General features: G+C 71.5%; 22 protein-coding genes and 4 tRNA genes. 13 read left to right on the forward strand and 13 right to left on the reverse strand.

The genetic code is table 11. The features are described 5' to 3' along the window. Positions 1–13 precede the first annotated feature (13 nt). Positions 14–928: a PfkB family carbohydrate kinase gene (locus QDS12_RS10355; protein ID WP_279878912.1), complete on the reverse strand. Its 915-nt coding sequence runs from the start codon at positions 926–928 to the stop codon at positions 14–16. A gap of 136 nt (positions 929–1,064) precedes the next feature. Here QDS12_RS10355 and QDS12_RS10360 point away from each other — a divergent pair, with 136 nt between their 5' ends. Both QDS12_RS10360 and QDS12_RS10365 read left to right on the forward strand, forming a co-directional pair. After that, on the forward strand, positions 1,065–2,693 hold the full coding sequence (locus QDS12_RS10360) for an MDR family MFS transporter (protein WP_279878913.1): 1,629 nt from the start codon (positions 1,065–1,067) through the stop codon (positions 2,691–2,693). Further along, the gene (locus QDS12_RS10365) at positions 2,690–3,142 is read left to right on the forward strand and encodes a MarR family transcriptional regulator (protein WP_279878914.1); all 453 of its coding nucleotides are present in this window, start codon (positions 2,690–2,692) and stop codon (positions 3,140–3,142) included. The genes QDS12_RS10360 and QDS12_RS10365 overlap by 4 nt, the downstream gene beginning before the upstream one ends. Before the next feature lie 60 nt (positions 3,143–3,202). On the opposite strand, the gene QDS12_RS10370 is transcribed toward QDS12_RS10365, so the two are convergent. Next, complete coding sequence (locus QDS12_RS10370) at positions 3,203–4,828, reverse strand: glycoside hydrolase family 13 protein (RefSeq protein ID WP_279878915.1); 1,626 nt, start codon at positions 4,826–4,828, stop codon at positions 3,203–3,205. Between the two features lie 22 nt (positions 4,829–4,850). Here QDS12_RS10370 and QDS12_RS10375 point away from each other — a divergent pair, with 22 nt between their 5' ends. Together QDS12_RS10375 and QDS12_RS10380 are read left to right on the forward strand one after the other, a co-directional pair. Next, positions 4,851–5,537, forward strand: coding sequence for a metal-dependent transcriptional regulator (locus QDS12_RS10375; RefSeq protein ID WP_279878916.1), 687 nt, complete (start codon positions 4,851–4,853; stop codon positions 5,535–5,537). 136 nt (positions 5,538–5,673) lie between these two features. Further along, a complete protein-coding gene (locus tag QDS12_RS10380) occupies positions 5,674–6,018 on the forward strand; it encodes a hypothetical protein (RefSeq protein WP_279878917.1) in 345 nt (114 codons plus the stop codon). Here the strand turns inward: QDS12_RS10380 and QDS12_RS10385 are convergent. Together QDS12_RS10385 and QDS12_RS10390 are read right to left on the reverse strand one after the other, a co-directional pair. After that, positions 6,002–6,823, reverse strand: coding sequence for an NAD-dependent protein deacetylase (locus QDS12_RS10385; protein WP_279878918.1), 822 nt, complete (start codon positions 6,821–6,823; stop codon positions 6,002–6,004). The two genes, QDS12_RS10380 and QDS12_RS10385, sit on opposite strands and share 17 nt — an antisense overlap. Beyond that, positions 6,813–7,082 carry a DUF2277 domain-containing protein gene (locus QDS12_RS10390; protein ID WP_279878919.1) on the reverse strand — a complete coding sequence of 90 codons (270 nt, stop codon included), beginning with the start codon at positions 7,080–7,082 and terminating at the stop codon, positions 6,813–6,815. Before QDS12_RS10390 ends, QDS12_RS10385 begins: the two co-directional genes overlap by 11 nt. Before the next feature lie 138 nt (positions 7,083–7,220). Here QDS12_RS10390 and QDS12_RS10395 point away from each other — a divergent pair, with 138 nt between their 5' ends. The 3 genes from QDS12_RS10395 (at position 7,221) to QDS12_RS10405 (ending at position 10,976) form a co-directional block, all read left to right on the forward strand. Next, complete coding sequence (locus QDS12_RS10395) at positions 7,221–8,684, forward strand: histidine kinase (protein ID WP_279878920.1); 1,464 nt, start codon at positions 7,221–7,223, stop codon at positions 8,682–8,684. Between the two features lie 109 nt (positions 8,685–8,793). Continuing rightward, positions 8,794–10,434: an alpha/beta hydrolase gene (locus tag QDS12_RS10400; protein ID WP_279878921.1), complete on the forward strand. Its 1,641-nt coding sequence runs from the start codon at positions 8,794–8,796 to the stop codon at positions 10,432–10,434. A 239-nt stretch (positions 10,435–10,673) separates the two neighbouring features. Next, complete coding sequence (locus QDS12_RS10405) at positions 10,674–10,976, forward strand: hypothetical protein (RefSeq protein ID WP_279878922.1); 303 nt, start codon at positions 10,674–10,676, stop codon at positions 10,974–10,976. A gap of 53 nt (positions 10,977–11,029) precedes the next feature. Here the strand turns inward: QDS12_RS10405 and QDS12_RS10410 are convergent. Beyond that, a tRNA-Phe gene (locus QDS12_RS10410) sits at positions 11,030–11,103 on the reverse strand. A gap of 102 nt (positions 11,104–11,205) precedes the next feature. Between QDS12_RS10410 and QDS12_RS10415 the strand changes: the two genes are divergently transcribed. After that, a tRNA-Glu gene (locus QDS12_RS10415) sits at positions 11,206–11,278 on the forward strand. Between the two features lie 371 nt (positions 11,279–11,649). Further along, a complete protein-coding gene (gene dtd / locus QDS12_RS10420) occupies positions 11,650–12,084 on the forward strand; it encodes a D-aminoacyl-tRNA deacylase (RefSeq protein ID WP_279878923.1) in 435 nt (144 codons plus the stop codon). A 49-nt stretch (positions 12,085–12,133) separates the two neighbouring features. On the opposite strand, the gene QDS12_RS10425 is transcribed toward dtd, so the two are convergent. Then, a complete protein-coding gene (locus tag QDS12_RS10425) occupies positions 12,134–12,427 on the reverse strand; it encodes a DUF4287 domain-containing protein (protein ID WP_279878924.1) in 294 nt (97 codons plus the stop codon). A gap of 114 nt (positions 12,428–12,541) precedes the next feature. Next, positions 12,542–13,108, reverse strand: a complete 567-nt coding sequence (locus QDS12_RS10430) for a TetR/AcrR family transcriptional regulator (protein ID WP_279878925.1) — start codon at positions 13,106–13,108, stop codon at positions 12,542–12,544. A 46-nt stretch (positions 13,109–13,154) separates the two neighbouring features. On the opposite strand from QDS12_RS10430, the gene QDS12_RS10435 reads away from it, so the two are divergent. The 3 genes from QDS12_RS10435 to QDS12_RS10445 all read left to right on the forward strand — a co-directional run bounded on the left by QDS12_RS10435 (position 13,155) and on the right by QDS12_RS10445 (position 14,221). After that, positions 13,155–13,637 carry a GNAT family N-acetyltransferase gene (locus QDS12_RS10435; protein ID WP_279878926.1) on the forward strand — a complete coding sequence of 161 codons (483 nt, stop codon included), beginning with the start codon at positions 13,155–13,157 and terminating at the stop codon, positions 13,635–13,637. A 92-nt stretch (positions 13,638–13,729) separates the two neighbouring features. Next, positions 13,730–13,803, forward strand: a tRNA-Asp gene (locus QDS12_RS10440). Positions 13,804–13,864: 61 nt separating this feature from the next. Then, positions 13,865–14,221, forward strand: a complete 357-nt coding sequence (locus QDS12_RS10445; RefSeq protein WP_279878927.1) for a metallopeptidase family protein — start codon at positions 13,865–13,867, stop codon at positions 14,219–14,221. Positions 14,222–14,287: 66 nt separating this feature from the next. Here QDS12_RS10445 and crcB read toward each other — a convergent pair whose 3' ends face one another. The 3 genes from crcB to QDS12_RS10460 all read right to left on the reverse strand — a co-directional run bounded on the left by crcB (position 14,288) and on the right by QDS12_RS10460 (position 16,161). Next, a complete protein-coding gene (gene crcB / locus QDS12_RS10450; protein ID WP_279878928.1) occupies positions 14,288–14,653 on the reverse strand; it encodes a fluoride efflux transporter CrcB in 366 nt (121 codons plus the stop codon). Next, positions 14,650–15,207, reverse strand: coding sequence for a CrcB family protein (locus QDS12_RS10455; protein WP_279878929.1), 558 nt, complete (start codon positions 15,205–15,207; stop codon positions 14,650–14,652). The genes crcB and QDS12_RS10455 overlap by 4 nt, the downstream gene beginning before the upstream one ends. Before the next feature lie 96 nt (positions 15,208–15,303). Then, positions 15,304–16,161, reverse strand: coding sequence for an ATP-binding protein (locus tag QDS12_RS10460; protein WP_279878930.1), 858 nt, complete (start codon positions 16,159–16,161; stop codon positions 15,304–15,306). Between the two features lie 302 nt (positions 16,162–16,463). Here QDS12_RS10460 and QDS12_RS10465 point away from each other — a divergent pair, with 302 nt between their 5' ends. Continuing rightward, positions 16,464–17,921, forward strand: a complete 1,458-nt coding sequence (locus QDS12_RS10465; protein WP_279878931.1) for an NAD(P)/FAD-dependent oxidoreductase — start codon at positions 16,464–16,466, stop codon at positions 17,919–17,921. A 7-nt stretch (positions 17,922–17,928) separates the two neighbouring features. Here the strand turns inward: QDS12_RS10465 and QDS12_RS10470 are convergent, their stop codons facing one another. The 3 genes from QDS12_RS10470 to QDS12_RS10480 form a co-directional block, all read right to left on the reverse strand. Continuing rightward, a complete protein-coding gene (locus QDS12_RS10470) occupies positions 17,929–18,813 on the reverse strand; it encodes a hypothetical protein (protein WP_279878932.1) in 885 nt (294 codons plus the stop codon). A gap of 197 nt (positions 18,814–19,010) precedes the next feature. After that, a tRNA-Lys gene (locus QDS12_RS10475) sits at positions 19,011–19,083 on the reverse strand. A gap of 267 nt (positions 19,084–19,350) precedes the next feature. Then, positions 19,351–19,569: a hypothetical protein gene (locus QDS12_RS10480; protein ID WP_279878933.1), complete on the reverse strand. Its 219-nt coding sequence runs from the start codon at positions 19,567–19,569 to the stop codon at positions 19,351–19,353. Between the last annotated feature and the right edge of the window lie 64 nt (positions 19,570–19,633).

Raw genomic sequence — 19,633 nt, forward strand, 5'->3', positions numbered from 1 at the left:
CCCGGAAGCGAGGTCAGCCGAGCGCCAGCTCGTGCAGCCACGGCGGGTCGGCGCCGTGGCGGCTCACCGTCACCGCCGCGACCGACGCGGCGAAGGCGCCGACGTCCGCGAGCTGCGCCGCGGTGAGCGCACGACCGTCCCGCAGGCCCCCGGTCAGCTCCCGGGCGATCAGCTGCTGGACGAGCGCACCCATGAACGAGTCGCCAGCCCCGATGGTGTCCGCCACACGCACGGCCGGAGCGGCGACGGTGACGACCTCGTCGCCGCTCGCCAGCAGTACGCCGGCCGAGCCCCGGGTGACCCCGACCAGCCCGAGCCCGAGGCCGAGCAGCCGCGTCACGACGGCTTCGAGCGTCAGCCCGGGGTAGAGCCACGCGGCGTCCTCGTCGCTGAGCTTGACCACGTGCGCGTGGCCGCAGAGCTCCTCGAACGTCTCCGTGGTCGCAGCCGCGTCCGGCACGATCGTCGGCCGGGCGTTGGGGTCGAGGGTGACCAGCGACTGCTCGGCGGCCTGCGCCAGCCGGGCCCGCACGACGTCAGCCCCGGGCGGCAGGAAGAGGCCCAGCGAGCCGGCGTGCACGACCGTCGCCGGGGGGAGCGGGCGGTCCGGCACGTGCCAGTGGATGTCGAAGTCGTACGTCGCCGCGCCGTCCGCTCCGAGCCGGGCGACCGCCGTGGACGTCGCGTCGAGCGTGTGCGCCCCCGCCGCGAGCGCGACGCCCGAGGCAGCCACGTGCTCGGCGATCCGCTCGCCGCGCGGGTCCTCGCCCAGCGCGGTGACCAGCGTCGTCGCGACGCCGAGCCGGCCCAGCGTGACGGCCACGTTGAGCGGTGAGCCGCCCGAGGCCTCGGCGACCCGACCGTCGGGGGTGACGACGACGTCGATGAGCGCCTCGCCGATGACGACGGCGGTGCCGGTCGCGTCCATGGGGCGCACCCTATCGGCCCGCTATCGGCCTCTGTCGGCTCCGAAAGTTGTCGATGTCAACCAACCGGGAATATAGTTGCCGTAAGCAACCTTTTACTAGGCGAGTCCACCGCCCGCACCGTACGAATCGAGAAGCATGTCCCAGGACATCACCACGCAGACCGCGCCACAGAGCGCGGTCCCCATGACCCACAAGGAGATCCTCGAGGCGCTCTCGGGTCTCCTCGTCGCGATGTTCGTCGCGATCCTCTCCAGCACGGTCGTCACGAACGCCCTGCCGACGATCGTGTCCGACCTGCACGGCTCCCAGACCGGCTACACCTGGGTGCTCGTCGCGACCATGCTCGCGATGACGGCGACCACGCCGATCTGGGGCAAGCTCGCCGACCTGTTCTCCAAGAAGCTGCTGATGCAGATCGCCCTGGTCGTCTACGTCGGCGGTTCGGCGCTGGCCGGCGTGGCGCAGTCGATGACCTGGCTGATCGGCGCCCGCGTCATCACGGGCCTCGGCGTCGGCGGCGTGATGGCGCTCATCCAGATCATCATCGGCTCGATGGTCTCCCCGCGCGAGCGCGGCCGCTACTCGGGCTACATCGGCGCCTCGTTCGGCCTCGCGACCCTCATCGGCCCGCTCGTCGGCGGCGTCATCGTGGACAGCGCTCTGGGCTGGCGCGGCTGCTTCTACGTCGGCCTGCCGTTCGCGATCATCGCGTTCCTCGTGCTGCAGTTCAAGCTGCACCTGCCGACCACCAAGCGCGAGGTCAAGATCGACTACCTCGGCTCCGTCCTCATCATGGGCGGCGTCAGCATCCTGCTGGTCTGGGTGTCGCTGGCCGGCCAGCAGTTCGACTGGGCCTCGACCACCACCGTCTACATGGTCGGCGGCGGTGTCGTGGTGCTCGCCCTCGCCGCCTTCGTGGAGGCCAAGATCGCCACCGAGCCGATCATCCCGATGCAGCTCTTCAAGGACCGCACGATCTCCCTGGCCACGCTGGCCGCCGTCTTCGTCGGCATCGCCATGCTGACCGCGACCACGTACCTCTCGGAGTACTTCCAGACCTCGCGCGGCATGAGCCCGACCCACGCCGGCCTGATGTCGCTGTCGATGGTCGTCGGCCTGATGGGCACCAGCATCGTGTCCGGCCGCCTCATCAGCCAGACCGGACGCTGGAAGATCTGGCTCGTCTGGGGCATGGTCGGCGTCGTCGCCGGCGCGGGCCTGCTCGCCACGATCGACCACTCCACCTCGCTGTGGCTCGTCGGCCTCTACATGTTCGTCCTGGGCGCCGGCCTCGGTGCGACGCAGCAGAACCTGATCCTCTCGGTCCAGAACAACGTCGACCAGGCCAACATCGGCGCGGCCAGCTCCGTGGTCGCCTTCTTCCGGACCCTCGGTGGCGCCATCGGCGTCAGCGCGTTCGGCGCCGTGCTCTCCCACCGCGTCACGACGCACGTCGTGGACGGCCTCGGCGCCCTCATCGCCGGTGGCAACGTGACGCCGCAGCAGGCCAAGTCGCTGGGTGACGGAGGCGTTCCGAACGTCGCCACGCTGCCCGCGCCCCTGCGCAACCTCTTCGAGGGTGCCTTCGGCGACGCGACCGGCCAGATCTTCCTGCTGACCGTGCCGTTCGCCGTGCTGGCCCTGATCACGGTCCTCTTCATCAAGGAGAACCGCCTGCGGACCACGCTCGACAAGATCGAGGAGCCGGAGATCAACATGGACATCGCCGCCGAGCTGGAGGCGGGGGAGCTGGGTCGGCGATGACCAGCACCGCGGTGGCTCGGGTCGACGCCCTCCGGGCGATCGAGGACGAGATCGGTGTCCTGGTACGTCGGCTCAAGCGCGCGATCGGCGAGCGGGCCCACGCGATCCACCGTGACCTCGGTGGGGCGTCGTACCTCATGCTCGGCTGGCTCGCGGAGAACGGCCCGGTGCGGGCGTCCGCGATCATCGAGGTCTTCCGGATGGACAAGGGCGCGCTCAGCCGGCAGCTCCAGCACCTCGAGGAGCTCGAGCTCATCGAGCGGACGCCCGACCCGGCGGACGGGCGGGCCACGCTGATCTCGCTCAGCGCGGAGGCCGCCCGGCGACTCGACGAGGTCGACGCCGAGCAGCGCGTGTCGCTCGACGAGCGCCTGGGCGACTGGTCGGTGGCCGAGCTGGACGCGTTCGCCCGCTCGCTCGCCCACTACAACGAGGCGCTCGACGCCTGATCCACGCCGAGTCGGCGCATCCCGGCAGCTCGTCTGCCGGGATGCGCCGACTCTCTGTGTCTAGACGAGCCAGGCCGAGGCGTTGGCCGGGAGCGTCGCGCCGTCCAGCGGCTCGCTGCTGAGCACGACCTCGCCGGCCGGCAGCTCGACGGGCTCCTCGCCGCAGTTGAGGACGACGGTCAGCCCGCCGCGGCGGAAGGCCAGCACCTGGTGGCCCTCGTCGAGGATCTCGACGGTGTCGCCCCTGTCTGTGCCGGCGTGGCGTCGGCGGGCGTCGAGCGCGCGGCGGTAGAGCTCCAGCGTGGAGTCGGGGTCGCCGGTCTGCGCCGCCACGGTGAGACCGCCCCACGACGCCGGCTGCGGGAGCCACGGCTGGCCCTCGCCGGGCCCGAAGCCGTACGGCGGCTCGGTGCCGCTCCACGGGATCGGGATCCGGCAGCCGTCGCGGCCCTCCTCGGGCGCCGCGGTGTTGCGCGTCCGGAGCCAGGTCGGGTCCTGCCGCTGGTCGGGCGCGACCTCGACCTGCTCCAGGCCGAGCTCCTCGCCCTGGTAGACGTAGGCCGATCCGGGCAGTGCGAGCATCGCCACGGTGGCCGCGCGGGCCCGGGCCAGGCCGAGCGCACCGCCGCCGTAGCGCGTCGCGTGCCGGATGACGTCGTGGTTGCTGAGGACCCACGTCGGGGACGCCTTCACGTCGGAGAGCTCCTCGAGGGTGCCGGTGATGACCTCGGCGAACGCCTTGGCCGACCACGGCGCCAGGAGCCAGGCGAAGTTGAACGCCTGGTGCATCTCGTCGGGACGGACGTAGCGAGCCAACGAGACGGCCGTCTGGGTCCAGGCCTCGGCGACGAGGATCCGGTCGCCGGGGTACTCCTCGAGCACCCGACGCCAGCGCCGGTAGACGTCGTGCACCTCCGGCTGGTCCCACATCGGCTCGTCGGTGAGCGCCCGCTCGATCATGGCGCTCGCGTCGGACGACGGGTCGACGCCGTCGGGGACGACCTGGTCGCGCAGCGACTCCTCCTTGAGCAGGCCGTGCGCCACGTCGATCCGGAAGCCGTCGACGCCCCGGTCCAGCCAGAACCGCAACACGTCCTCGAACATGTCGCCGACCTCGGGGTTGCGCCAGTCGAGGTCGGGCTGGGAGCTGTCGAAGAGGTGCAGGTACCACTGGCCGCCCTGCCCCGAGCCCGTCGAGTGGTCGGGCACGCGGGTCCAGGCCGAGCCGCCGAAGACGGATCGCCAGTTGTTCGGCGGTTCGTCGCCGTTCGGCCCGCGGCCGTCGCGGAAGAGGTAGCGCGCCCGCTCCGGCGAGCCCGGAGGGGCGGCGAGCGCCGCCTTGAACCACTCGTGCTCGCTCGAGGTGTGGTTGGGGACCAGGTCGACGATCAGGCGCAGGCCCAGCTCGTGGGCGCGGGCGATCAGGGCGTCGGCGTCGGCCAGGCTGCCGAACAGCGGGTCGACGTCGCGGTAGTCGGCGACGTCGTACCCGTGGTCCTTCTGGGGTGACGTGTAGAACGGCGAGATCCAGAGCGCGTCGACGCCCAGGTCGCGCAGGTAGGGGAGGCGCGAGGTGATGCCCGGCAGGTCCCCGATCCCGTCGCCGTTGGCGTCGGCGAAGCTGCGTGGATAGACCTGGTAGGTCACGGCGTGGCGCCACCAGGGCGCTGCGGCGGTGTCAGTCACGCATCAACCCTAGAATGGACAGGTGAGCGACCTGATCGACACCACCGAGATGTACCTCCGGACCATCTACGAGCTGGTCGAGGAAGGCATCGTCCCGCTGCGTGCGCGGATCGCCGAGCGGCTGCACCAGAGCGGCCCCACCGTGTCCCAGACCGTCGCCCGGATGGAGCGCGACGGCCTGCTCACCATCGAGGGCGACCGGCACCTGCAGCTCACCGAGGAGGGCCACCGGCTGGCCACCCGCGTGATGCGGAAGCACCGGCTCGCCGAGCGTCTGCTCACCGATGTCATCGGGCTCGACTGGGAGCTGGTCCACGAGGAGGCGTGCCGCTGGGAGCACGTCATGTCGGAGACCGTCGAGAAGCGGCTGCTCGACCTGCTCGGCCACCCGACGGAGTCGCCCTACGGCAACCCGATCCCCGGGCTCCACGAGCTGGGCTCCGACACGCCGGGGGAGGGCTTCATGGACGGCGTCGAGCCGCTCTCGAAGGTCGCCACGGACGAGAAGGGCATGGTGCTCGTGCGACGCATCTCCGAGGAGATGCAGAAGGACGAGTCGCTGATGAGCGCGCTGCGTCGCGTCGGTGCGCTGCCCGACCGCTCGATCACCGTGGTCGCGACCACCGAGGGCGTGCTCGTCGGGTCGGGTGGGGAGAGCGCCGAGATCGTCCCCGAGGCGGCCGAGCACATCTTCGTTCGTCGGCTCTGACGCACGGATCGGCGCAATTCGGCACCGAACGCCACGGATTCGGGACTCGTGCCGGTCGTGCGCTGATGGTTGACTTCTCCCCGTCGGCGCGTCGGAGGGACGCTGCGGGGGTGGCCGGCCTCGGAGGGAGTGCCAGATGGAGCTGTTCCATGTCGACCGGTCGTCCGTCGACCTCGTCTCCGGACCCGGGCCGCTCGTCGTGACCCACGAGTCCACCGGGCTCCTGTCGGTCCTCGTCGAGGGCCAGGACGTCCTCGTGAGCGACCGGGACGGCGAGTTCCACGCCGCCGTCGTTCTCTCCGTCGACTCGAGCCGGGGTGAGCCGGTCTACGCGCTGCACGTCGGCGCCCGGCTGCCGATGGACATGGCCGCGCAGCGGCTCACCGACGTCGACGTCTACCCGGAGAACCAGGGCCTGCACGAGATCGTCGACCTGCTCGGCGACCTGCGCCGCGCGCAGGCCTTCACGCGACAGCGGTAGGCGCTTCCGCCAGGTCGGTCAGGAACTCGCTGCAGCCCTCGTCGAGCTTGTAGGTCGCCAGGTCGTCGCCGCGTGTCGTGCCCCGGTTGACGATGACGACCGGCGTGCCGTTGCGGGCCGCGCGTCGCACGAAGCGGAGCCCGCTCATCACCGTGAGGCTGGAGCCCGCGACGAGCAGCGTCCCGTCCGCGCCGAGCGCGTCCACCGCTGCGTAGCACCTGTCGACGCGCTCGCGGGGGACGTTCTCGCCGAAGAAGACGACGTCGGGCTTGAGCACGCCGCCGCAGATCTCGCACTCCGGCACGACGAACCCGTCGGTGGTCTCCAGGTCGACGTCGCCGTCAGGACGGACCGCGACGTCGGCGTGGGCGGCCGCCCAGCCCGGGTTGAGCTCGTCGAGGCGCCGCTGCAGGTCGGCGCGGGAGGACACCCGCCGGCAGGCCAGGCAGACGACGTCGGAGATGCGCCCGTGCAGCGCCACGACGTCGCGGCTGCCCGCGCGCTCGTGCAGGCCGTCGACGTTCTGGGTGATGAGGAGCGTCGGGTCGAGCGCGGCCACGGCGTGGTGGCCCGGGTTGGGGTCCGCCGTACGCATCCGGCCCCAGCCGAGGTGGCTGCGCGCCCAGTACCGCTGCTGGGCGCCGGGGCCCGAGACGAACTCCTGATAGGTCATCGGGGTGCGGTCCGGGGCACCCGGGCCGCGGTAGTCGGGGATTCCGGAGTCCGTCGACAGGCCGGCGCCGGTGAGCACCACGAGCGGCCGGTCGCGCAGCAGGTCGAGGGCCGCGTCGCGGTCAGCCCGCATAGCGGGCCTCGGCGCGGGCCCGCCGCTTGGCGGCCTCGACCTCGCGGTTCTTCGGCGGCGCGGTGGTCACCAGGTCGTCGAGCAGGTGCCGCGTGATGTGGGCGATCTCGGCGACCGCTCGATCGAAGGCGTCCTGGTTGGCGGTGGACGGCTTGGTCGTCCCGGCCACCTTCCGCACGAACTGCAGTGCTGCGGAGGTGACCTCGTCGTCGGTCGCCGGCGGCTCGAAGTTGTGGAGCGGGCGGATGTTGCGACACATGTCGCCAGGGTACGTCGGCAGCCGGCCCTCCTGGGCGGTCCCGGTTCGCCTGGTCCGTCCGGGGGGTTCTCCCGTGCTTCCGGTCCCACCGTTTCTTTACCTCTGTCGGCCGGTCCGGGCACCACATAGGGTGGCTGGGTGCAGGGACGCCACCGGGCGGCGGCCGTGAGGGGTCTGCCCGACGACGTGACGAGAACCCACGCGCTGCTGGACGCCATCGACCTCATCGGGTCCGCCCCGGACCTCGACGAGACGCTCCGACGCATCGCGTCGGTCGCGTGCACCCTGGGGCAGGCGGCGTACGCCGCCGTGGAGCTGACCGGCGCCGACGCGCTCGTCCGACGCGTCGACCACGGCGACCTGCCGACCGGCGACGACCGCTCCCTGACCGTCGACCTGCTGGCCCACGGCGCCGTCCTCGGCCAGCTCACCGTCGGCCGACCGGATGCCGGCATCGACGGGGACGACCGCAGCCTGGTCGAGCGGCTGGCGGCCCTGGCCGCGCCACTCGTCGCCAACGCCGTCGCGTTCGACGAGAGCGAGCGGCATCGGCGCTGGCTCGAGGGCACCGTGAAGGTCGCCGCCGCCCTGGCGCCGACGATGCGACTGGAGGACGCCCGCACCCAGCTCGTCTCGGGCGTGAGCGCCGTGGCGGGCGCGGCGCTGGTGGCCCTGCTCGAGCCCGACGGGCGCGGCGAGGACCGGTGGCAGTTGGTCGCCCACCAGGGCGACGAGGCCCAGGCCGCCGCCGCCGCCGAGGCGCTGAGCGAGGAGGTCGCGGCCTCCGGCGCCGGGGGACAGGTGCGGCTCGTGCGCCGGGTCGCCGGCAGGGAGTCGCTGCTCATCCCGCTGCAGACCCAGCACGCCCCGGCCGGCGTACTCCTCGTGGAGCAGGCCGGTATCTCCTCCTCGCTCGGTGCGCTGGAGCAGCACCTCCTCTCGACCTTCGCCGGTCAGGTCAGTCTGGCGCTCGACCGCGCGCACGCGATCGGGGAGCGCCAGGAGCTGCTCATCGCGGCCGACCGCGACCGGATCGCCCGGGACCTGCACGACCTCGTCATCCAGCGGCTCTACTCGACCGGCCTGCAGCTGCAGGCGGCGCGCAACGGCGACGCCGCCGGCATGGGCGCGGCGATCGCCGCCAGCGTCCGGGACATCGACACCAGCATCCGCGACCTCCGCGCCACGATCTTCGAGCTCGGCCGGGGACTGACGAGCACGCTGTCCGGGGAGGCGCGCGGGCTCGTCCAGGAGTACGCCGCAGCGCTCGGCTTCCAGCCGGCCCTGCGGCTCAGCGGACCCGTCGACACCGCGCTCACGGCGTCCGTCGCCGACGAGGCGCTGCTCGTCCTGCGGGAGGCGCTGTCCAACATCGCGCGGCACGCCCACGCGACCGCTGCCCAGGTCGAGCTGACCGCCTCCGCGGCCTGGTTCATGCTGCGCGTCGCCGACGACGGCGTCGGGATGGCGCCCGACGCCGGCGTCGCCAGCGGCCTCCGCAACGCCCAGCGCCGGGCCGAGTCGCTGGGCGGTGTCATCCGGATGGGCGCCGCGACCCCGCACGGCGCCAGCCTGGTCTGGCTGGTCCCGGCGGCCCGCTAGGAGCGTCGTCGGACACCGAAGGGTGATGACGCGGCGGCCTTCCGGGTGTTAGGTAGGGCACGGCGCGCCCCACTGGGGGGCGTGTCCTGCATTTCTCGGAGGTCCACGCATGAGACGAGTCTTGTCCGTCGTGGCCGCAGCGGTGATGGTGGGCTCAGGGCTCGCCACCGCGTCGGCCCAGGCCCGAACCGCCGGCAATCCCGGCCACGGCACTCCCGGACACCACGACCCCGGCACACCGGCGTACACCCCACCGCCGATCACCTGGGGCACCTGCCCGACCACGAGCCTGCAGAAGGCGGGCGCCGTCTGTGGCATGCTCACCGTGCCGCTCGACTACGCCCACCCCGACGGCCAGAAGATCCAGCTCGCGGTCTCCAAGATCGCGCACAAGACCAGCGACGCCGCCGCGCAGGGCCCGATGCTGGTCAACCCCGGCGGCCCCGGTGGCTCCGGGCTCGGGCTGGCCCGCCTCGGCGCGAGCGTGCCGCACGGCGGCGGCGACCCCTACGACTGGATCGGGTTCGACCCGCGCGGCGTCGGGCGGAGCATCCCGTCGCTGAGCTGCGACCCGTCCTACTTCAAGGCCGGCCGGCCGTCCTACAACCCCGTGACGCCCGACATCAAGACCTACTGGCTCGACAAGGCCGCCGGCTACGCGGCCGACTGCAAGGAAGCGGGCGGTGCCCTGCTCGACCATGACAAGACCACCGACTGGGTCAACGACATGGAGAGCATCCGCAAGGCGCTCGGCGCCTCGCAGATCAACTACTACGGGTTCTCCTACGGCACCTACCTCGGTCAGGTCTATGCGACCCTGCACCCCGACCGGGTCCGCCGGTTCGTCTTCGACGGCGTCGTCGACCCGCGCCAGGTCTGGTACGAGGGCAACCTCGCCCAGGAGAAGCAGTTCGACCCCAACGCGGACACGTTCTTCCAGTGGGTGGCCGACAACGACGCGGCCTACGGTCTCGGCAGCGACGGCAAGGCCGTCCGGAAGATCTACTACGACACGCTCGCCGACCTGACCGCCCACCCGGAGGCCGACTTCGGCCCGGCGGACTGGAACGACGTCTTCGTCGGCGCCGCCTACTACGTCTACGACTGGGACTACTACGCCCACGTTCTGGCCTCGGCGGCGAAGGGCGACCTGGCGCCCGCCAAGGAGGCGTACGGCGCCCCGGGTGACGCGACCTACGCGACCTACATGGCGGTCGAGTGCACCGACGCGGCCTGGCCGCGCTGGAAGCGCCAGGAGCACGACGCCGACAAGATCGCCTCCTCGGCGCCGTTCCTGGCCTGGAACAACACCTGGTACAACGCCCCCTGCCTGACCTGGCCCGCCGCGCCGTCGAAGCCGGTCGACGTCGACGGGAAGGGCGTCTCGCCGATCCTCCTGATCGAGGAGACCAACGACGCCGCGACCCCGTGGTCGGGCGCCATCGAGGTGCGCAAGCGGTTCCCGAAGTCGGCCCTCATCGAGGGCGTCGGCGGTACGACGCACGCCGGCTCGCTCTCCGGTGTCTCGTGCACCGACGACGCGATCGCGACGTACCTCCTGACCGGCGTCGTGCCGAAGCGGCAGCCGGGCAACAACCGGTCCGACCTCAAGTGCGACCCGGTGCCGCCGCCGGCACCGACCCCCGTCGCCGCCGCCGCCACGGTGGCGCCGGCCGGCTCGGCCGTGCACGACCGGCTCGGCAGCGGTCTGCGCAAGCTGATCACGGATGCAGCGATGCCGCAGCCATGACGCAGCCATGACGCAGGCATGACCCGGCCGTGACCCAGGCTCGGTGAGCGGAGGCCCCTGACCATGTCGTCGGGGGCCTCCGTCGTTACACCTGGTCGACCGCCCGGACGTGTGATCTAGCCCACAGGTGCGGTCCCGGGACCCCTCCCTCTAGGCTCTGCGCCTGGGGGACTCGGCGGTGTAGGCGACACCGCGGTGACCTGCAGGTGAAGGACCTGCAAGAGGGAGATCGGTGGTCCATGGAGATCATTCACGTCCAGTTCTCGGGTGCTGCGCTGGCGGCGCGCAGGGGTCCGGTCGAGGTGTCGCACGACGACACCGTGCTCAGGCGCCGGCTGACGCCGCGCGAGGAGGTCGTCCTCACCGATCTCGACGGGGACTTCCACAGCGCGCGGGTGCTGATGATCGACAACGCCGGTGTCGATCCGATCTACTTCCTGCACCTCGGCCGGCGGCTCTCGCTCGTCGAGGCGGCCCGCCGCCTCAACGAGATCGACCTGCACGGTGCGCTGACGCAGATCGGCAACGCGCTGCAGTACTAGACGCCTGACGCACGAAGGCCCCCGAGGAATCCTCGGGGGCCTTCGTCTGCCTGTGGCCAGGGGCGGGGTCGAACCGCCGACCTACCGATTTTCAGTCGGTCGCTCGTACCAACTGAGCTACCTGGCCGGGCGGGGAGAGACTACCGGACCGGTCACGGGCGGGACCAATCGGGACCCGGGGCGGTTTTGAGGGCAGTCCGCTCCCGGCCCTAGACTGACCGCGCTTGGAGCCCCCTTCGTCTAGCGGCCCAGGACCCCGCCCTTTCACGGCGGTAGCGCCGGTTCGAATCCGGTAGGGGGTGCGAGGGTCGTCGACCGCATGGTCGAGCGCTGCAGCGCAGGTCACATCGTTTCGCGAGAGACCTTGCTCAGGCCGACCGGCCGCACCCGAGGGGAGAGGCGTTCCCCTCCTGCGGTCGGCTCCGGCCTGCGCGAAGGAGCATCCACGCCAGTCCCGGGAGGCAGCTCGTCTTCGTGTCGCCCCTCGTCGACCATCACGATCGTCCCCCACGTCGTCCATGCGATGTGCGCCTGGAGACCCGGCGACTCGTCGGTCGCCTGGGTCATGGGCGTCACCGGCTCGACGCGACGAGCAGAGTGCGGTGACGCCGCCCGCGGTCGTCGGCGACCCCCTGGAGATGCCCTCCGTCGCCTGAGGCAGCAGGATGCACCCATGCGTGCGGTCGTCCAACGGGTCCTCGAGGCATCGGTCGCCGTCGGCGGGCAGTCCGTCGCCGAGCTGGGCGCACCGGGCCTGATGGTGCTCCTCGGCGTCACCCACGACGACGGGCCGTCGGACGCCGCCTGGCTGGCCAGGAAGATCTGGGGTCTGCGGATCCTGCGGGACGAGCGGTCCTGCTCCGACACCGGCGCGCCGCTGCTGGTGGTCAGTCAGTTCACTCTCTACGGCGACGCCCGCAAGGGCCGGCGTCCGACCTGGGAGGCGGCCGCCTCCGGGCCCGTGTCCGAGCCCCTGTACGAGGCGTTCTGCTCCGAGCTGCGTGCGCTCGGGGCCGACGTCGGACAGGGCCGCTTCGGGGCGGACATGCAGGTGTCGCTGGTCAACGACGGCCCCGTCACGGTGGTCCTGGACTCGCCCCGGCCGTAGTCACGCGGGGTCCGGCTGGCGCTTCACGCCGCGTTCACGGCGGTTCCCATCAGGAGACCGGGCGGGTGGCCTTGCCGTCGAGCCAGAGCGTGTCGGAGTCGTCGCGGTGGCTGCCGGTCGACCCCACATGCTTGTCGCTGATGGCCGGACCGTTCTTGAGCACGTGCCAGAACGCCATCGCGTGACCTCGACCCAGCCCGTACTCGTCCTTCAGCCACGCCGCGACGTCACCCGCCTTGGTCGTCGGGGCGTCGAACCCCTTGCTGCGGGCGGTTTCCAGCAGCTGCCGCGGCGTCTGCCCGGTCTTGTCCTCGATCGTGTCGAGGTAGGCCTGGAACGACATGGGGGAGTCCTCCTGGTGGGGGCGCGACCTGGTGCCACGCGACGTGGGGAGAACCTTGGCACGGGTGACGCCTGGGGCACAGGAGGTTTTCGAGCCGCGCGGGTCGTCCGCCGCTCAGCCCTCCTCGAGGAGCGTGGCCAGCAGGGTGACGGCACTCGTCGTGCGCGACCGCTCCCCGGTGGCGAGCAGGTCGAGGAGAGCCCCTCGGAGCGTCGCCAGCGCGAGGGTACGCCGGCCCGGGTCCGCGTCGCCGGACCGACCGAGCAGCCGCAGCCAGTCCTCGACCGTTGCCGCGGCGAACTCCGCCCATGGTCCCGCCGGGTCGACGAGCGAGCGGCCGTAGGCCTCCACCCACAGCCGCAGCAGCCGGTCGTGCTCGGGGGCGGCCAGCCACTCCCAGAGGTGTCGGACGGTGTCCGGGAGGTCGAGCGCTCGGGCGTCGTACTGCTGCAGCCAGGCGAGCTCGTCCTCGCGGGCCCGTGCCAGGAGGCGCCGGATGAGGCCGTCCTTGCTGCCGAACAGGAAGAGGAGGACGCGCGGGCTCGAGCCGATCGCGCCGGCGAGGGGGCGCAGGGAGAGGTCGCTGAGGCCCTGCTCGAGCACGTAGGCATAGGCAGCGTCGAGCAGCTCGGTCTCGCGTGCCGAAGGCTCCCGAAGGGCGGTTGAGTCGTCGGCGGCCATGTCCCTAGACTGGCATACTGAAACAGTCGTGTCAGTAGGAGGAGCGATGTCGACGACGATCCGCACGCTGGGTGCACCCGGGGACCTCGGGTGGGTGGTGATGGCCCACGGCGAGGTCTACGCCCGGGAGTACGGCTGGGACGCGACGTTCGAGGCGCTCGTCCTCGAGATCGTTGCCGAGTTCGTCGCGAAGCGGGACCGCGCTGGTGTCGAGGCGTGGATCGCCGAGGTCGACGGTGAGCGCGCCGGGACCGTCTTCTGCATGCCGGGCGACGACGGCGAGGCGAAGCTGCGGATCCTTCTCGTGGACCCGCGCTTCCGTGGTCACGGAGTGGGCCGGCTGCTGGTGGACAACTGCCTCGCGTTCGCCCGCGGTGCCGGGTACCGTCGGGTCGTCCTGTGGACCAACAGCGTCCTGGTGTCGGCGCGTCGGATCTACGAGACCGCCGGCTTCGGGCTCGTCGAGGAGGACCCGCACCACAGCTTCGGCCACGACCTGGTCGGGCAGACATGGGCGCTGGACCTCTGACCCGGGCGCCGATCGGTGCCGATCGGTGCCGATTGGGATGCGACAAGCACCATGGGTTAGAGTTCCATCGCTCCCGCAGGGAGCAGAAGCAAGGCCCCGTAGCGCAGTTGGTTAGCGCGCCGCCCTGTCACGGCGGAGGCCGCGGGTTCGAGTCCCGTCGGGGTCGCTTGACACGAGAGCCGCTCAGGAAACTGAGCGGCTCTCGTGCATTTCCGTACGCTCGTCCCGTGCCCATCGAGGTGTCGCCGGAGCGGTTCGACGAGCTGGTGGACGACGCGCTCGACCAGATCCCCGAGTCGCTCGCCACGCTCGTCGAGAACCTCGTCGTGCTCGTCGAGGACGAGCCGCCGGAGGACGAGCCTGCCGACCTCCTCGGCCTCTACGACGGCGTCGCCCTGACCGAGCGGGACAGCCGCTACGCCGGCGCGCTCCCGGACCGGATCCTCATCTTCCGCGGCCCGCTGCTCGACTACTGCGACTCCGAGGAGCAGCTCGTCCGGGAGGTCCGCGTCACGGTCGTCCACGAGGTGGCGCACCACTTCGGGATCGATGACGACCGGCTGCACGAGCTGGGGTGGGCGTAGCTGTCACCGCCGGTTCGGTCATCTACCTAAAGCCTGCAGCCGTCACCCAGATGACCGAACTGAGGGTCACATGGAGCCGACCCAGAACCCCAGCGCCACCGCCCCCAGCCCCGCGGCGACGGAGAGGCCGACGTTGAGCACGGCCGCGCGCCACTGCCGCTCGTCGAGCAGTCGGAACGTCTCGAAGGAGAACGTCGAGAACGTCGTCAGGGCCCCGCAGAAGCCGGTGCCCAGCAGGGTGAGGACCCAGGTGGGCGCGTGGTGGACCGAGGTCAGGCCGGCCACGAGGCCGAGGACGAACGAGCCGACCACGTTGACGGTCAGCGTGCCCCACGGCATCCGAGACGAGTGCCGCGACTGGACCAGGAGGTCGGCCAGGTAGCGCGCGGGAGCGCCGACCAGCCCCCCGAGGACGATCAGCAGGGCGGTCACGACCGCGCTCCCGCCGTACGTCGGGCATCGATCGCCGCTCGTCCCGCGACCACGCCGACGGTGACCGCGACGAGTGCCGCCACGACGGAGCCGCCGACGTAGACCAGCGCGAGCACGGGATGACCGGTGGCGAAGAGACCGCGCGCGTCCAGCTCGTAGGTCGAGAACGTGGTGAAGCCGCCCAGGACGCCGACGCCGACGAACGGCCGGACGTAGCGTCGGTCGGCCCAGACGTCGAGCACGAACGCCATCAGCAGGCCGAGGAGGAACGAGCCGGCGACGTTGACCACCACCGTGCCCCACGCCACCTCTGACAGCCGGTGGGGGAACGCGTTGGCCAGACCCCAGCGGGCAAGCGACCCCAGGGCGCCGCCGACGGCGATCACCGGCAACAGGTCGGCGTGCTCGCGGAGCAGGTCGCGCAGGCTCGCGCGGGTCGGCTCGGCGGTGACGTCGGAGTCGAGCGGGAGCCGGTGCAGGTCGGCCTCGACCTCGTGCTCCAACGCGTGGCGGTGCTCGTGGGCCTCGTGGGGCTCGTCGGGCCGGTGCGCCATCGGGACGGACTCCTCCTACCTCGTGATCAGGTAGGGACTGTTGGCGACTGATCGGTCGCGGTTGTCGGCGAGCCCCACCGCCATCGCGGTGGGAGTCTACTGAGCGTGCTGCCGAGCCGGCTCGGCCAGGCCCGGCCAGGGGTGCGGCTGACCGCCGGCGGCCTGGCGGACGTACTCGCTGAGGAACCAGGTCTGGAAGGCCCGCTGCTCGTCGGTACGGGCGAGGGAGAGCAGCCGCTCCTGGCGGCAGAACTCGTCGGCGAGGTCGAGGAGGCTGACGAACCGCTGCAGCGTCGGCGCCGCCGACCGCGGCATCCGGACGGTCAGGTCGGCCACGGCGGAGCCCTCCGCCGGTGCCTCGAGGAACTCGGTCAGTCCGATGCCGGAGTGGAGGTCGGCCTCGAGGGCGGTGAAGAGGTCGGAGAGGTCGTCGGCGAGCGGGTAGTCGACGGCGTGGGCGAGCGCCAGGAGACGGACCTCGCGGCGCAGCTCGCGGAAGTGGGCCTGGAAGCCGACGTAGAGCTTGAGCGGCACGCCCAGGATCACGATGTCGAGGGCGTCGGCGTCGACGTGCTTCTCGGCGGGCGGGGTGAGGACGCGGATCGTCCCGTCGACGCCCTCCTCGGCGATGTCGTCCGACGGCTCGAACCAGACCACCTTGCCGTCCGCCTCGATCTCGGCGCCCCAGGCCTTGGAGCAGCGGGAGACGATCGAGAGCCCGCGGCCGAAGGTCAGCAGCAGGTCGTCGTCGTGGTCGAGGGTGAGCGGGGCGGGCAGCACGGGCGTCTCGACCGAGGCGTCCCGGACCTCGATCCGGGGATGGCTCGCGGTGCCGCGTACGCGGACCTGGATGGGGTCGGAGCCGTGGAGGATCGCGTTGGAGACCAGCTCGGAGACGCCGAGCTCGGCGCAGTCGACCAGGTCGTGACGGTCGATGTCCTGGTAGGTGCGCACGACCCACCGGCGCGCGTCCTGGACTCCTTTGGGTCCTGGCGCCAGGGTGAGAGCCGGTCTGCTGAGCGGCACGCGGGGGTCCTCCGGTGAAGCTGAGACGATCCGAGAGCTTTGTGGCATATACCCGACCGCTTCGTCCCCCAAACCAAGCGGCTGGTCATCAGCACCGCGGGCCGCCACATTCCCGCACCGAGTGTGAGGATACAGACGGGGTACCGCTTTGAGCCTGGGAAGCGCGCGCGAGAGAATGGTCTTGAACGTTCAAATAGCTCGCGTTCTGTCGGCTACGGAGAGGTAGGGACATGTCAGATCGTCACCAGGTAGTGGTGATCGGATCCGGATTCGGCGGCCTGTTCGGCACGAAGGCGCTCAAGAACGCCGATGTCGACGTCACGATGGTGGCGAAGACGACCCATCACCTGTTCCAGCCGCTGCTCTACCAGGTGGCGACCGGGATCCTGTCGCAGGGCGAGATCGCGCCGCCGACGCGCGAGGTCCTGCACCGCCAGAAGAACGCCACCGTGCTGCTGGGCGAGGTCACCGACATCGACCTCGACACCCGCACCGTCACGTCGCAGCTCCTGGGCCGGGAGACCACCGTCGGCTACGACTCGCTCATCGTCGCGGCGGGTGCCGGGCAGTCCTACTTCGGCAACGACCACTTCGCCGAGTTCGCCCCGGGCATGAAGAGCATCGACGACGCCCTGGAGCTCCGCGGCCGCATCTTCGGCTCCTTCGAGCTGGCCGAGCTCGCCGCGCAGCGTGGCGAGCCGTTCGAGCACCTGCTCACCTTCGTGGTGGTCGGCGCGGGCCCGACGGGTGTGGAGCTGGCCGGGCAGATCGCCGAGCTGGCCCGTCGTACGCTCAAGCGCGACTTCAAGAACATCAGCAGCAAGCAGGCGCGGATCATCCTCGTCGACGCGGCGCCGCAGGTGCTGCCTCCGTTCGGTGCCAAGCTGGGCGGCTCGGCGAAGTCCTCGCTGGAGAAGCTCGGCGTCGAGGTGGTCCTCGGCGCGATGGTGACCAACGTCGACGAGCGCGGCCTGGAGTGGAAGTTCAAGGACGGCCGCACCGAGCGCGTCGAGAGCGTCACCAAGATCTGGGCGGCCGGCGTGCAGGCGTCGCCGCTCGGCAAGACGCTGTCGGAGCAGACCGGCGCGCCGCTCGACCGCGCCGGCCGCATCGCGGTGAACCCGGACCTCACGCTTCCGGGCCATCCCGAGGTGTTCGTCGTCGGCGACATGATCAACCTCGACCACCTGCCGGGCGTCGCCCAGGTCGCGATCCAGGGCGCCAAGTACGCCGCGCACGAGATCGAACGTCGTCTCGACGGCAAGCCGTCGCAGGGCCCGTTCAAGTACTTCGACAAGGGCTCGATGGCCACGATCAGCCGCTTCAAGGCGGTGGCATCGATCGGGAGCATCAAGCTCACCGGCTTCCTGGCCTGGGTGACCTGGCTGGTCGTGCACCTCTTCTACATCACCGGCTTCAAGAACCGGATCACCGCGGTGCTGCACTGGCTGGTCTCTTTCCTCGGCCGCGACCGCGCCGAGCGGACGACCACGATGCAGCAGATCTTCGGCCGGTCGGCGCTGGAACGGCTCGAGGGCGGCGCGTCGTCGCTCGTCTCGCCGCCGGGACAGTACGACGCCGAGCGGGCCGCGGCCGACGAGGCTCGGCGCCGCGAGCTCGAGGAGACCGCCGCCGAGGAGGTCCGGCTCACCGACGCCGGCGAACGCGGCGTCCACCTGCCTGCGTGACGCTCCGCTACTCCGCCCCGGCCTCGACGCCGGGGCGGTAGTAGCGCAGCACCCGCATGAACTCCGCGGGGTCGACCATCGACTGGTCGATCACGAAGGGGCTCATGTCGCGGCGCCGGAAGACCACCTTCCAGCCGTGCTTCCCGGGCCGGCCGTGGACCTCGACGGGCGTGTAGGTGCTCGTGAGGTCGATGGTCGTCCGGAGGCCCTGGCGCACCACCTGGAGCTGACCGCCGCGCACCGACAGGCGCGTGACGCTCGTGCCCGCGTGGACCGCCCAGATGATGCCGGTGAGGATCCAGAGCGTGGCGGCGATCCCGATGCTCGGCATGTCCTGCTGACGGACGGCGACGTAGCAGCCGATCACCCCGGCCCCGGCCGCGAGCAGCGTGCCGATGCCCACCGCCGTACGCGCGCGGGTGCGGGGCCGGAAGGTGAGCCGGATCGGAGGCTCTCCGTCCCGCACCGTCTGGGGCTTCGCGATCGGTACGACGGCCGGCGGCGTCCGCTCGACCACGGGCTCGATGAGGGGCTCGATGACGGGCTCGGCGACCGGCTCGGCGACCCGCTCGACCGTGACGAGCTCCGTCGTCTCGGGCTCCGGGTCGGGCTCCGGCTCAGGCTCGACCGCCTGTGGCTCGGGCTCGATCACTTCCGGTTCCTCGACGGCGGCCGCTGCGGTCGGAAGATCGATCGCGGCCGGTGGCTCCGGTGGCTCCGGTGCCTCCGCCGGGGCCTCGGGCTCCGACCGGGGCGTGACGACGCGCGGCGCCCACCGGGGCGGTTCGGTGGTGGCGCGGAGCTGGCCGGCGGATTCACCGTCGCGGTGCGCGAGCCACCGCTCGAAGAGATCGCCCCCTCCGGCCGTGCCCGGTGCCGACTCGTCCGCCATGGTCCGACGCTAGAACCCCGTCGGCCCGCCCGGAATCGTCCGATCGGACGCAGTCCGGCACGGACCTAGGTCCTGGGACCGACGTACGACCGTGACCCGTCGCGGTCGGCCCCGGCCCGCGACCTCCAGCGTGCCGTCGGCGAACGCCGGCCGCACGGCGCCGGCGAGCGCGAGCGCATCCGGCCACGCCGGTCGGGTAGGCCCCGTGGGACTCGAACCCACAACTAACGGATTAAAAGTCCGCTGCTCTGCCAATTGAGCTAGAGGCCCCGGACATGCGGGGATCGATCGGGAGAAGCCTGAGGACTTCAGCCGAGTCGACTCGGCCCCCACGTGCCGGGTCAGTATCGCAGTTCGCCGCGGGCGACGCGGTGCTGGGCCGAGAACCTCGAGCGACTCAGACCTGGCGCGTCAGCCAGGTCGGTGCGCCCCGAGGCGGTGATGTCCGCGACGGCGTCGGGCTGATGGTCGGTCCTCGAAACGCCCGGGGCAGCACGTCGACGATGCCAACGGAGGCCGCGTCGGAGCGGGCGGCGGTCAGTGGCTGGCCTTGCCGCCCTTGCGGCCGGCCTCCTTCTTCTGCGCCGTGGTGCCGCCCTGCTTGCTGTCGCCGCCCTTGCCGGACTGCTGGCCGCCGTGCTTGGAGGAGTCCTTCGCATTGGCGATCTTGGCCGCGCGCTCCTTCGACATGCCCTTGTCCTTCAGGGCCTCGTACTGCTTCTCGTTCTTGATGTTCGATGACTTGCCACCCGGCATCGTTTCCTCCTGGTGTGCGCGTGCGACCGGCCGGCCGCGCCTCAGAGTCGGTACCCAGGAGGTT

The organism is Nocardioides sp. CER19 (genome assembly GCF_029846275.1).
Taxonomy (GTDB): Bacteria; Actinomycetota; Actinomycetes; order Propionibacteriales; family Nocardioidaceae; genus Nocardioides.